The sequence below is a fragment of the Streptomyces erythrochromogenes genome, from assembly GCF_040684695.1.
Lineage (GTDB): Bacteria > Actinomycetota > Actinomycetes > Streptomycetales > Streptomycetaceae > Streptomyces > Streptomyces erythrochromogenes_C.
In genome coordinates this window covers 83,673-97,082 of record NZ_JBFBGM010000001.1, presented here as the reverse complement: position 1 = coordinate 97,082, position 13,410 = coordinate 83,673, and the positions used below count along the sequence as shown (strand labels likewise).

The window sequence follows — 13,410 nt, the reverse complement described above, 5'->3', positions numbered from 1 at the left end:
ATGCTTCCGCTGTCCCCCTTGCAGCAGGGCATGCTGTTCCACTCGCTGTACGACGGCGCCGCGCCGGACGTCTACACCGTGCAGGTGTCGGTGTCGCTGGCCGGGCCGGTGGACGCGGAGCGGCTGGAGCGGGCGGGCGCCGCCCTGCTGCGGCGCCACCCCAACCTGCGGGCCGGGTTCTGGCACGAGGGGGTGCCGCAGCCGGTGCAGTTCGTGCCGTCCGAGGTGCCGTTCGCCCTGGACCGGGTGGACCTCTCCGACGACCCGTCGCCGTCCGCGGTGCGCCGCGTGGAACGCGCCGAGCTGGCGAAGCGGTTCGCTCTCCACCGGCCGCCGCTGCTGCGCCTGGTGCTGGCCCGCCGCGGCCCCGAGGACCACCTGCTGGTGGTGACGGTGCACCACATCCTGGTGGACGGCTGGTCGATGCCGCTGCTGGTCGGGGATCTGCTCGCGCTGTACGAGGCGGACGGCGGGCCCGGCGGGCCGGGCGCGGTCCGCCCGTACAAGGACTACCTGCGGTGGCTGAAGGCGCAGGACGCGCCGGCGGCGGAGGCGGCGTGGCGGCAGTCGCTGGCGTCGCTGGACGGGCCGACGCTGGTCGCGGCGGCCGACGCCGGCCGGCTGCCGGTGCGGCCGGGCGTGCACCGGCTGGAACTGACGGCGGAGGCCACGGCCCGGCTGACCGGGGCGGCCCGCCGCCTGGGTACGACGCCGAGCACGCTGGTGCAGGCGGCCTGGGGGCTGCTGCTGGGCTCGCTGACGGGCCGGGACGACGTGGTCTTCGGGCTGACCGTCTCCGGACGGCCCGAGGAGATAGCCGGCGTCGAGGCGATGGTGGGCCTGTTCATCACCACCGTGCCGGTCCGGCTGGCCGCCCGCCCGTGGGACACCGTGGGCGGGCTCGTACGCCGCTTCCGGGACGAGCAGAACGGCCTGCTGGCCCACCACCACCTGGGGCTGCGGCTGATCCAGAAGCAGGCGGGCGGCGGGGAGCTGTTCGACACGCTGGTCGTGGTGGAGAACTATCCGGTGGACCCGTCCGCCCGTCCGGCCCTGTCCGACGGGGTCCGGGTGGCCGGGGTCGAGGCCCGCGACGGCACGCACTACCCGCTGACGCTGGCGGTGAACCTGGACGAGCGGGCCGAACTGGCCGTCGAGTACCGGCCGGACCTGTTCGACGCGCGGGCCGCGGCCCGGATCGCGGACCGGCTGGCGGGCCTGCTGGAGCAGCTGGCCGGGGACCCGGACACCACGGTCGGCTCGCTGCGGATGCTCGCGGCCGACGAGCCGGGCGCCCTGCGGGCGGGGCTGCGCGGCGAGGTCCGCGCGGTGCCCTCGGGTACGGTCGCGGACCGGTTCGCGGAGCAGGCGGCGGCGACCCCGGACGCGTGCGCGGTGGTGGCGGGCGACGGGCGGCTGACGTTCGCCGCGCTGGACGCCCGGGCGAACGCCCTGGCCGGGCTGCTGGCCGGGCGGGGCGTGGGCCCCGAGGACGTCGTGGCCCTGGCCGTGCCGAGATCCACCGACGCGGTCGCGGCGATCCTCGCGGTGCTCAAGACCGGCGCCGCCTACCTGCCGCTGGACCTGGACCACCCGGCGGACCGGCTGGCGCTGATGCTGGACGACGCCCGGCCGGCCTGTGTGCTGACCACCTCGGCGGCGCTCGCGCTGCTGCCGGCCGACGACGGCACCGGCGCGCGGCGGATCGTGCTGGACGCTGCGGACACCGCGGCCGGACTGGCCACCGCCCCGGCCTCCTTCACCGCGCCCCGCCGGCCGCTGGCCGGGCACCCGGCGTACGTGATCCACACCTCCGGCTCGACGGGCGTGCCCAAGGGCGTCGTGGTGACCCACGGCGGCCTGTCGGCGCTGTACGCCAACCACGTGGCGGCGGTGTTCGGGCCCGCGGTGGCGGCGGCCGGCGGGCGCCGGCTGCGCGCCCTGCACACCGCGTCGTTCTCCTTCGACACCTCCTGGGAGCAGCTGTTCTGGCTGGTCCTGGGGCACGAGCTGCACGTCCTGGACGAGACGGACCGGCGGGACGCCGAGTTCACGGTGGCCTACGTCCGCGAGCAGCGGATCGACGCCCTGGACGTGACGCCCACGCACGCGCAGGCGCTGCTGGAGTGCGGGCTGCTGGACCGGGACGCCCACCGGCCGGGGCTGGTGCTGCTCGGCGGCGAGGGCGTGCCGGACACCCTGTGGAAGCAGGTCCGGGACACCCCGGGGGTGATGTCGGTCAACCTGTACGGGCCGACCGAGTACACGGTGGACGCCCTGGCGGCCGACCTGGCGGCGTCGGGCACCCCGGTCGTGGGCCGGCCGATCGGCAACACGGCGGCGTACGTGCTGGACGGTGCGCTGCGGCCGGTGCCGGAGGGCACTCCGGGTGAGCTGTACCTGGCGGGCGCGGGCGAGGCCCGCGGCTACCTGCGGCGGCCCGCCGCGACGGCGGAACGTTTCATCGCGGACCCGTTCGGGACTCCGGGCGGGCGGATGTACCGCACCGGCGACCTGGTGCGGCTGCGTCCTGACGGGGAGCTGGAGTTCCTCGGCCGGGCCGACGACCAGGTGAAGATCCGCGGGCACCGGGTGGAGCCGGCCGAGGCGGAGGCCGCGCTGGCGGCCCTCGACGGTGTGGCGTCGGCAGCCGTGGTGGTCCGCGAGGACACCCCGGGCGTACGCCGGCTGGTGGGCTACGTGACCGGCACCGCCGACCCCGAGCAGGCCCGCAAGCAGCTCGGGGAGCGCCTGCCGGAGTACCTGGTGCCGTCCGCCGTGGTGGTGCTGCCGGCCCTGCCGATGACGGTGAACGGGAAGCTGGACCGGGCGGCTCTGCCGGCCCCGGTGCTGACCGGCGCGGCGTCCTCGCGGGCCCCGCGCGGCCCCCGCGAGGAGGCCCTGTGCGCGGTGTTCGCCGAGGTGCTGGGCGTGGAACGGGTCGGCGCCGACGACGACTTCTTCGCCCTGGGCGGCGACAGCATCGTCTCGATCCGGCTGGTGGCGCGGGCCCGCAAGGAAGGCCTGCTGCTCTCCCCGCGGGACGTGTTCGAGCACCGTACGCCGGCCCGGATGGCCGAATCGGCCGCCGCCGCGGACTCCTCGGGCGCGACCGGGGCCGACACCGGTTTCCTGTCCCGTACGGGTCCGCTGGTGGAGCTGTCCGAGCCGGAACGGGCCGTGCTGGACGCCGCGTTCCCGACGGCGGGCGAGGTGCTGCCGCTCTCCCCGCTCCAGGAGGGCCTGTACTTCCACGCCCAGTACGACGACCGCGGGCTGGACGTCTACCTGATGCAGAACTTCGTGGAGCTGCTCCACGAGGTCGACGCGTCCGCGCTGCGGGAGGCCTTCGACGGCCTGCTGCGCCGCCACCCGAACCTGCGCTCCGGCTTCCGCCACGAGGGGCTGCCGCAGCCCGTCCAGGTGGTCCCGTCCACGTGGGACCTGCCGTGGCGGGAGATCGACTGGTCCGGCCTGGACCGGGCCGGACAGGACGCCGCACTGCAGGAGTTCTCGCTGGCCGACGCGGGCGAGCGGTTCGACCTCGGCGCTCCCCCGCTGGTGCGGGTGACGCTGATCCGGATGGCGGCCGACCGGTGGGTGCTGTGCGTGACGCAGCACCACATCCTGACCGACGGCTGGTCGGAGTCGCTGTTCTTCGAGGAGCTGTTCGCCCTGTACGGGGCGCGGGGCGACGAGTCGGTGCTGGCGCCGGTGACCCCGTACCGCGACTACCTGCGGTGGCTGGCCGCGGTGGACACCGAGGAGGCGGTGCGCGCCTGGCGCGGCCACCTCGCGGGGCTGGACCAGGGCACGCTGGTGGCGGAGGCCGACCCGGCCCGGCCGCCGGTGACGGCCGAGGTGGTGGACCTGTCGCTGGACGAGGAGTCCAGCGACCGGCTGCGGGAGTTCGCGCGGGGCGCCGGGATCACCCTCAACACCGTGCTGTCCACGGCGTGGGCGATGGCGCTGGCCGGGATGACCGGCCGCGACGACGTGGTCTTCGGCGCGACGGTGTCGGGCCGCCCGGCGGGCCTGCCGGGCGTGGACCGGATGATCGGCATGTTCATGAACACCCTGCCGTTCCGGGTGTCGCTGAGACCGGCGGAGCCGGTGCGGGACCTGCTGGTGCGGGTCCAGGCCGAGCACGCCGACCTGTTGCCGCACCACTACACGGGCCTGGGCCGGATCCAGCGCGAGACCGGCATCGGGGCGCTCTTCGACACGCTGTACGTGTTCCGCAACACCCCGCTCGACGACTCCGCCCGCGAGGACGCGGTCGCCGAGCACCACATCGGGTGGACGCACAGCGTCGACGGCACCCACTACCCGCTGACCCTCGCGGTCACTCCGGGGCGGGCGCTGGAGCTGACGCTCGCCTACCGGCCCGACCTGTACGACGCGGCGACGGCCGAGCGGCTGGCCGGCCGGCTGGCGCTGCTGGTCCGCGCGATCGTCGAGGACGGCGCGGTCCCGGTGGGCCGGCTGCACACCCTGCCGGAGCCGGAGCGGGCCGGGCTGCTGGAGCTGGGCGACGACACCGGGCACGAGTTCCCGGACGTGTCGGTGGCGGACCTGTTCGCCGCGCAGGCCGCCCGCACGCCGCAGGACACCGCCCTGGTCTTCGAGGACGAGCGGCTGACCTACGCCGAGCTGGACGCGCGGGCCAACCGGCTCGCCCGGGCCCTGCGGGCCCGCGGGGCCGGTCCGGAGCAGGTCGTGGCCCTGGGCCTGCCGCGCTCCGCGGACTTCGTGGTCGCGCTGTTCGCCGTACTGAAGACGGGCGCCGCCTATCTGCCGCTGGACCTGGACCACCCGGTGGACCGGCTGGCGGCCATGGTCGAGGACGCGGGCCCGCTGTGCCTGGTGACGGTGGATCCGGTGGCCGCGCGCGTGCCGCGGGTGGCCGGGGTGCCGCTGCTGGAGCTGGACGCGCCGGACACCGTCGGCGAGCTGGCCGCCCTGTCCGACGGGGCGCTGGCCGAGGCGGAGCTGACCGGCCCGCGGGACGGCAGGCACCCGGCGTACGTGATCTACACCTCGGGCTCCACCGGCCGCCCCAAGGGCGTCGTGGTGCCGTACGCGGGCCTGACGAACATGCTGGCCAACCACCGCGAGCGGATCTTCGCCCCGGCGGTGGAGCTGGCCGGCGGGCGCCGGATGAAGGTGGCCCACACCGTCTCCTTCGCCTTCGACATGTCGTGGGAGGAGTTCTTCTGGCTGGTCGACGGGCACGAGGTGCACGTCATCGGCGAGGAGCTGCGGCTGGACCCGGCGGCGCTCACCGCGCACTACGACCGGGTCGGCATCGACGTGGTCAACGTGACCCCGTCCTACGGGCAGCAGCTGGTGGACGCCGGACTGCTGGACGCCGGACGGCACCGGCCGGCGCTGTTCCTGCTCGGCGGCGAGGCCGTCCCGGACTCGCTGTGGACGCTGCTGGCCGAGACGGACGGCACGATGGCCTACAACCTGTACGGGCCGACCGAGTACACCATCAACGCGCTCGGCGCCGACGTGGCCGAGAGCGCGGGATCCTGCGTGGGCCGCCCCATCCACAACACCCGCGCCTACGTGCTGGACGGGGCCCTGCGGCCGGCTCCGCACGGGGTTCCGGGCGAGCTGTACCTGGCGGGCGCGGGTCTGGCCCGCGGCTACCTGGGCCGGCCGGCGCTGACAGCGGAGCGGTTCGTCGCCGATCCGTTCGGGGAGCCGGGCACGCTGATGTACCGCACCGGTGACCTGGTGCGCTGGCGGGCCGACGGCGGCCTGGACTACCTGGGCCGCGCCGACGACCAGGTGAAGATCCGAGGTTTCCGCATCGAGCTGGGCGAGATCGAGTCCGTGCTCGCCGGGCTCCCGGAGGTGGCCGCCGCCGCGGTGGTGGTGCACACCGGCGCGACCGGCGTGAAGCGGCTCGTCGCCTACACCGTCCCGGCCGCCGGGGCGGCGGGCGGGCGGGGCGCCGAACCGGCCGCGCTGCGGGCCCGGCTGGCGGCCGCGCTGCCCGAGTACATGGTGCCGGCGGCGTTCGTGGAACTGGCCGCGCTGCCCCTGACGGTGAACGGCAAGACGGACCGCGCGGCGCTGCCCGCGCCGGACTTCGGCGACGGCTCCGGCCGGCCGCCGAAGGACGCCCGCGAGGAGGTCCTGGCCCGGGTGTTCGCCGAGGTGCTCGGCCTGGAGCGGGTCGGCGTGGAGGACAACTTCTTCGCGCTGGGCGGGCATTCGCTGCTCGCGATGCGGCTGGTCGGCCGGATCCGCGACGAGCTCGGGGTCGGCATCCAGGTGGGTGCGGTGATGTCCGCGCCGACGGTCGCCGACATCGCCGCGCGGATCGCCGGCGACGCCCGCGACGACGCGCTGCGGGTGCTGATGCCGCTGCGCGAACGGGGCACCGCGCAGCCGCTGTTCTGCTTCCACCCGGCGTCCGGCTTCGCCTGGCAGTACACCGGGCTGCTGCGCCACCTGGACCCGGACCGGCCGGTGTACGGGCTCCAGTCGCCGGGCCTCGCCGGACAGCTGCCCGACGTCGCGGACGTCGCCGAGCTGGCGGAGCTGTACCTCGCGCAGATCCGTACCGTCCAGCCGCAGGGCCCGTACCACTTCCTCGGCTACTCCTTCGGCGGGACCGTCGCCCACACCCTGGCGGCCCTTCTCCAGGAGCGCGGCGAGGAGGTGGCCTTCCTCGGCCTGCTCGACGCCTACCCGCCGGAGATCGAGGACTGGTCGTACGCGGACGCGCCCGACTGGCGCGAGCGCCTGGAGCGGGAGGAGTCCGGGTTCCTGCTGTCGGTGGCCGGGCTGGACGCCGAGGCGGGGGCCGGGGCCGACCGGGACGAGCGGATCGCCGCGATCCGTGACAGCCGCGGCCTGCTGGCCGGGTTCGACGAGCACCTGCTCGACGCGATCGTGTCGGTGAACGTGGACTGCGTACGCCTGCTGTCCCGCAGCCGGAGCCGCCGCTACCGCGGTGACGTGCTGTTCTTCACGGCCGCCCGGACCACTCCGGCGGAGGAGACCCCGGCCCTGGTCTGGCCGCCGTACCTGGACGGCCGGCTGGAGGAGCACGTCCTGGACCTCGGCCACGACGAGCTGATGTCCCCCGCCGCACTGGGCGAGATCGGGCCGCTGGTGGCCCGCGCCCTGGCCGCGGCCCGCACCACCGGCGCCTAGGCCGTCCGGTCCGGGCCGCCCGCCGAGGGCGGCCCGGACCGGCCCCACCCGCACCACACCACCTGAAGCACCCCTGTTTGGAGGACGAGATGCCTGAAGCCGCAGCCTCCGGGCCCGCGCGGTTCGCGGGCCGGGTCGCGTTCGTGACCGGCGCCGGCCGGGGCATCGGGGAGGCGGTCGTCCGCACCCTGTACGCCCACGGCGCGTCGGTGTTCGCCACCGACATCGACGGCGGGGCCGTCACGGCACTGGCCGAACGCCTCGCCGAGGAGGCGCGCGCCGCCCGCCCGGACCACACCCCGCCGCCGGGCCGGTTCCTGCCCCGCCGCCTGGACGTGGCCGATCCGGACGCGGTCCGCGCCGCGGTCGCCGACGCGGTCGCCGCACTCGGGCCGGTCGACATCCTGGTGAACGTCGCCGGGGTGCTGCACACCGGCCCGGCCACCGCGGTCGACGACGCGGCCTGGGACCGGCTGTTCGCGGTGAACGCGGGCGGCGTGTTCCACACCGCCCGGGAACTCGCCCCGGCGATGGCCGAACGGGGCCGCGGCAGCATCGTCACCGTCGCCTCCGACGCGGCGGGCGTACCCCGCGTCGGCATGGCCGCCTACGCCGCCTCCAAGGCGGCCGCCACGATGTTCACCAAGTGCCTGGGCCTGGAGTACGCCCGCAGCGGCGTCCGCTGCAACGTGGTCGCGCCGGGCTCCACCGACACCGCGATGCAGCGCTCCCTGTGGGAGGACGACAGCGTCCCGCACCGGGTGCTGGAGGGCGACCCGGGCCGCTACCGCAACGCGATCCCGCTCGGCCGGATCGCCGACCCGGCGGACGTCGCCGACGCCGTCGCCTTCCTCGCCTCCGACGAGGCCCGCCACATCACGATGCAGCAGCTGTACGTCGACGGCGGGGCCTCCCTGCGCTGACGGCCGCGCCCCCGGCCGCGTCACGCGCCCCCGCCCTCGTACCACCGCAGCACCCGCAGCACCCGCATCCGCATCACCCGCACCCACCTGCCAAGACCCGTGCGCACGCCGCGCACAGCAGCCATGAGGAGTCACCGTGCCGACGGTCCGCCCAGTCGCCGCACCCCCCGTGCCCCCCGCGCCCGCCGCGGCGGACGCCACGGCCCACCCTGCCGTGGGCGCCGCCACCGGTCTGCTCGACGCCTACCGGCCGGGCGACCGCTTCCTGGCCACCCCGACCCGCACCCTGCTGGCGCGGGGGCCCGTCACCGACGTCCCCGACGACGGCACCCCGCTGCCCGAGCGGGTCCGCACCGCCCTCCAGGCCGCCCGCCGCGACGGCAACGACCGGCCCGTGGTCCTGGGCGCGGTGCCCTTCGACACCGCCGCGCCCGCCGCGCTGGCGATCCCCCAGCAGGTCCGCACCGGTCCGCCGCTGCAGGCCGACCCGCTGGTGACGCTGCCCGCGAACCCGCCCGAGGCACAGGACTGGAAGGTCATCGAGGTGCCCGCGCCGGAGGAGTACGCCCGGGCCACCGCCGAGGCCGTGGCCCGGATGACCGCCGGCGAGGCCGAGAAGGTCGTCCTGGCCCGCACCCTGGAGGTCTCGGCCCCCGGCCGCGAGCCCGACCTGGCCGCGCTGCTCGGACGACTGGCCCGCTTCGATCCGTCCGGCCACACCTTCGCCCTGCCCGTGGGCCCCGGCCGCACCCTGCTGGGGGCCAGCCCCGAGCTGCTGGTGGCCCGGCGCGGCGGGCGGCTGGTCGCCAACCCCCTGGCCGGATCGGCCGCGCGCAGCGCGGACCTGGCCGAGGACGTGCGGCGCGCCGCAGCCCTGCTGGACTCGGCGAAGGACCTGCACGAGCACGCCGTCGTCGTCGAGCAGGTGCGCCGGGCCATGGCCCCGTACTGCTCGTCCCTGGACGTGCCGGCCCGCCCCGCGCTGGTGCGCACCGCCACCATGTGGCACCTGTCCACCACCGTGACCGGAACCCTCGCCGACCCGGACACCACCGCCCTGGACGTGGCCGTCGCGCTGCACCCGACGCCGGCCGTGTGCGGGACGCCCACGGCGGCCGCGCGCCGCATGATCGCCGACGTCGAGCCCTTCGACCGCGGTTTCTACACGGGGATGCTCGGCTGGCAGGACGCCTCCGGGGACGGCGAGTGGGTGGTCACCCTGCGCTGCGCCGAGGCCGTCGACGGGCTGCTGCGCCTGTACGCCGGCGCCGGTGTGGTGCCCGCCTCCGACCCGCTCGCCGAAACCGCGGAGACCGCCGCGAAGTTCCGTACCTTCCTCAGCGCCGTGGGAGCCTCCCTGTGACCTCGACCGGAACGCACCAGCAGGCCGTCCCGGAGCCCGACGCCCCGCTGTGGCCGGCGGAGTTCGCCGAGCGGTACCGGGCCGCCGGCCACTGGCGCGGCGAGACCTTCGGCGAGGTCCTGCGCGAGCGGGCCGCCGCCCACCCGGACCGGGTGGCCGTGGTGGACCCGGCGGGCGGCCCGGACGGCGGGCGCCGGGAGTGGACGTACGCCGAACTGGACCTGCGCGCCGACCGGATGGCGGCCGGGTTCACCGCCCGCGGGATCTCGGCCGGCGACAAGGTGGTGGTGCAGCTGCCGAACACGGCCGAGTTCTTCGAGGTGGTGTTCGCCCTGTTCCGGGTCGGGGCGCTGCCGGTGTTCGCGCTGCCCGCCCACCGGCAGGCGGAGATCGGCTACTTCTGCTCCTTCACGCAGGCCGTGGCCTACATCGGCCCCGGCCGGCTCGCCGGCTTTGACCACCGTGCGCTCGCGGCCGCGGTCCGCCGGGAAGTGCCCACGCTGGAGCACGTGTTCGTGGCGGACGCGGACCCGGGCGACTTCACGGCGCTGGCCGACGTGCCCGTGGAGCCCGGGGCGGAGCCCGTCCACCGGCCGCGGCCGCAGGACATCGCCTTCCTCCAGCTGTCGGGCGGCAGCACCGGCGTCCCCAAGCTGATCCCCCGCACGCACGACGACTACCTGTACTCGGTGCGCGGCTCCAACGAGATCTGCGACGTGGATGCCGGCTCCGTGTACCTGGTGGCGCTGCCGGCGGCCCACAACTTCCCGGTGTCCTCGCCGGGCTGGCTGGGCGCGCTGTACGCGGGCGGGCGCGTGGTGCTGTGCCCGCAGCCGGCGCCGGAGGCGGCGTTCCCGCTGATCGAGCGGGAAGGGGTGACGATCACCGGGCTGGTGCCGCCGCTCGCCCTGCTGTGGACCGAGGCCGCGGCCGCCACGGAGTGCGACCTGAGCAGTCTGGACGTGCTGCTGGTCGGCGGCGCCAAGTTCCCCGAGGAGGCGGCCCGCCGTACCGGGCCGGCCCTCGGCTGCCGGCTCCAGCAGGTCTTCGGGATGGCCGAGGGGCTGGTGAACTACACCCGGCTGGACGATCCCGAGGAGCTGGTGAACGGCACCCAGGGCCGCCCGATCTCCCCGGACGACGAGATCCGGATCGTGGACGACGAGGACCGCGAGGTGGAGCCGGGGGCCACCGGCCACCTGCTGACCCGCGGCCCATACACCATCCGCGGGTACTGGCGCGCCCCCGAGCACAACGCGCGCTCGTTCACCGCCGACGGCTTCTACCGCACCGGGGACATCGTCCGGGCCCTGCCCAGCGGCCACCTGGTCGTCGAGGGTCGGGCCAAGGACCAGATCAACCGGGGCGGCGAGAAGATCGCCGCCGAGGAGGTCGAGAACCACATCCTCGCCCACCCCTCCGTGCACGACGCGAACGTGGTCGCCGAACCGGACCCGTACCTGGGCGAACGCACATGCGCCTACGTGATCCTGCGGGCCGGCGCCGAACCGCTGCGCCCCGCCGCCGTGAAGTCCTTCCTGCGCGGCCGCGGCCTGGCCGGGTACAAGGTGCCGGACCGGGTCGAGTTCGTGGCCGCCTTCCCCACCACCGGGGTCGGCAAGGTCTCCAAGAAGGACCTGCGCGCCGCGGCGGCCGCCGCGGGCGCGGGCGGCGACCCGGTCTGACGCCCCGGCCCTTCACCCCGACGCATCGCAACGCCTCGCAACGCATCGCAAAGAATCGCAACGGAACGAACGGAACACCATGGCTCTCCCCCGCATCGACGCCTACTCCCTGCCGACCGAGGCCGACCTGCCGGCCAACCGGGTCGAGTGGAAGCCCGACCCCGCACGCTCCGTGCTGCTCGTGCACGACCTGCAGAACCACTTCCTGTCGGCGTACGGCGAGGGTTCGCCCACCGTCGCCGCCCTGCTGCGGCAGGTCGCGCGCCTGATCGCGGAGGCGGAGCGGGCCGGGGTGCCCGTGCTGTGGACCGCCCAGCGCGGCGGCCAGAGCGCCGAGGAGCGCGGCCTCCAGCAGGACTTCTGGGGTCCGGGGCTGCCCGCCGATCCGACCGCCGAGGCGATCCCCGAGGCCGTGGCACCCCCGTCCGCGGACAGCGTGCTGACCAAGTGGAAGTACAGCGCCTTCGTCCGTACCGACCTGGCCGAGCGGATGGCGGCGCTGGGCCGCGACCAGCTGGTCATCACCGGCGTGTACGCGCACATCGGCGTCCTGCTGACGGCCGCCGACGCGTGGATGCGCGACATCCAGGCCTTCCTGGTGGCCGACGCCGTCGCCGACTTCTCCGCCGAGGAGCACCGGATGGCCCTGCGCTACGCGGCCGGCCGGTGCGCCCACGTCACCACCGCCGACCGGGTCGCGACCGCCTGGTGACCACCGGCCGCCGCGCCCGGGCTCCCCCGGGCGCACCGGAGCCGCTCGTCCCCCGAGACCCCTCACCCGCCCCGGTACCGCCACCTCCCGCACCCCACCGATCGCTCGTCTCCACGTCCCCCTTTGAGGAGTTCCCCATGTCCGAGCGTCTCTCGTCCGCCCAGCCCCATGCCCTGGGCCTGTTCCGGATCGTCATCGGTCTGCTGTTCGCCTGCCACGGCGCCGCCTCGCTGTTCGGCGTGCTGGGCGGGGCGCACGGCGGCGGCACCGTGCCCGTCGGGGCCTGGCCCGGCTGGTACGCGGCGGTGATCCAGCTGGTGTGCGGCGGCCTGGTGCTGCTCGGCGCCGGCACCCGGAGCGCCGCGTTCCTCGCCTCCGGGTCGATGGCGTACGCCTACTTCGTCCACCACCAGGCCGACGCGCTGTGGCCCATCCAGAACAACGGGGAGTCCTCCGCGATGTTCTGCTGGGCCTTCCTGCTGCTGGTGTTCACCGGTCCGGGCTCGTTCGCCCTGGACCGGGTGGTGGGCGGACGCCGGGCCGGGGTGGAGGCCACCCCGGCCGCGTCCGCGGGTCGCGCATGACGCAGCGTCAGGTAGTGCCGCCCGTCTGCTGCTGGGCGTAGGAGCCTGGCGTCCGGCCGAAGTACCGGCGGAAGGCGAGGATGAATCCGTTGGTGCTCACGAAGCCGACCTGGGCGGCGACCAGGCCCACCAACTGGCCCTGGTCCAGCAGGTACAGGGCGTGGTTCAGCCGCAGCCGGGTGCGCCATTCGGAGAAGGCCATGCCGGTCTCCGCGCGGAACGCCCGGCGCAGGCTGGTGGAGCTGGTGTAGAGCCCGGCCGCCCACTGGGTGGCCGTCCGGCCGTCGCTCGGATCGCGGGCGAGGCCGCGGGCCACCGCGAGGGCGGCCGGGCTGACCGGCTGCGGCAGCGGCAGGCTGTCCGGGTGTGCGGCGGACAGCGCGGCGAAGGCCTTGGGGTCGTCCGGTTCCGCCGTGCTGCTGCGCATCCGGCCGAGCAGCAGGGCGCGTTGGGCGTCCGTGACGTTGACCGGCGTGGGCTCGGCGTAGGGCAGGTCGAACAGCGCCGCGTCGAAGGACTCCGACACCACCAGGGCGTCCGGGCCGAACCGGGCGCTGTGCACGACGCCCGCGGGGATCCACAGGGCGACCGATGCGGTCAGTTCGTGGTCCTGGCCGAGCGCGGACACGGTGATCGCACCGAGCGGCACGTACAGGAACTGGTGGAAGTCGTGGACGTGCGGCGGGTGTCCGCCCGTGGTGATGAGGCTGTCGTCGGCGAGTACCGCCGGCGTCGCCGCGGCGGGCTCCGGCCGCCGGTTCGCGAGTGCGCGGGGCCGCGGACGCCGGTGCGGCGTGGTCTGGCGCCGCGTGCCGTCCGCCGCGGTGTGCGCGGTCATGGTGGTCATGCAATCCCTCCCGTTCGTGGCGGGGTCCGAATCTGACCCCTCACTGCGATCGGTCTGCCTCCGGCATTGGACCGACTGCCACTGCGGTAAGGCTAACCTAAGTTCCGTCCAGTGGAACCC

7 protein-coding genes are annotated in these 13,410 nt (G+C 75.4%); 6 read left to right on the top strand and 1 reads right to left on the bottom strand.

The window, feature by feature from the left end:
* The 6 genes from AB0O53_RS00400 (at position 1) to AB0O53_RS00375 (ending at position 12,443) form a co-directional block, all read left to right on the top strand.
* Positions 1-7,176, top strand: a complete 7,176-nt coding sequence (locus AB0O53_RS00400; RefSeq protein ID WP_403140900.1) for a non-ribosomal peptide synthetase — start codon at positions 1-3, stop codon at positions 7,174-7,176.
* 89 nt (positions 7,177-7,265) lie between these two features.
* Positions 7,266-8,099, top strand: coding sequence for a 2,3-dihydro-2,3-dihydroxybenzoate dehydrogenase (locus AB0O53_RS00395; protein WP_350991848.1), 834 nt, complete (start codon positions 7,266-7,268; stop codon positions 8,097-8,099).
* 136 nt (positions 8,100-8,235) lie between these two features.
* Entirely contained in the window at positions 8,236-9,462 is a 1,227-nt protein-coding gene (locus AB0O53_RS00390) for an isochorismate synthase (RefSeq protein WP_434094364.1), read from the top strand.
* On the top strand, positions 9,459-11,147 hold the full coding sequence (locus AB0O53_RS00385; protein ID WP_365192370.1) for a (2,3-dihydroxybenzoyl)adenylate synthase: 1,689 nt from the start codon (positions 9,459-9,461) through the stop codon (positions 11,145-11,147). The genes AB0O53_RS00390 and AB0O53_RS00385 overlap by 4 nt, the downstream gene beginning before the upstream one ends.
* 79 nt (positions 11,148-11,226) lie before the next feature.
* Positions 11,227-11,859 carry an isochorismatase family protein gene (locus tag AB0O53_RS00380; RefSeq protein ID WP_365192368.1) on the top strand — a complete coding sequence of 211 codons (633 nt, stop codon included), beginning with the start codon at positions 11,227-11,229 and terminating at the stop codon, positions 11,857-11,859.
* A gap of 137 nt (positions 11,860-11,996) precedes the next feature.
* Complete coding sequence (locus AB0O53_RS00375) at positions 11,997-12,443, top strand: DoxX family protein (protein ID WP_350991842.1); 447 nt, start codon at positions 11,997-11,999, stop codon at positions 12,441-12,443.
* Positions 12,444-12,450: 7 nt separating this feature from the next.
* On the opposite strand, the gene AB0O53_RS00370 is transcribed toward AB0O53_RS00375, so the two are convergent.
* Positions 12,451-13,290: a helix-turn-helix transcriptional regulator gene (locus tag AB0O53_RS00370; RefSeq protein ID WP_350991840.1), complete on the bottom strand. Its 840-nt coding sequence runs from the start codon at positions 13,288-13,290 to the stop codon at positions 12,451-12,453.
* Positions 13,291-13,410: the final 120 nt, after the last annotated feature.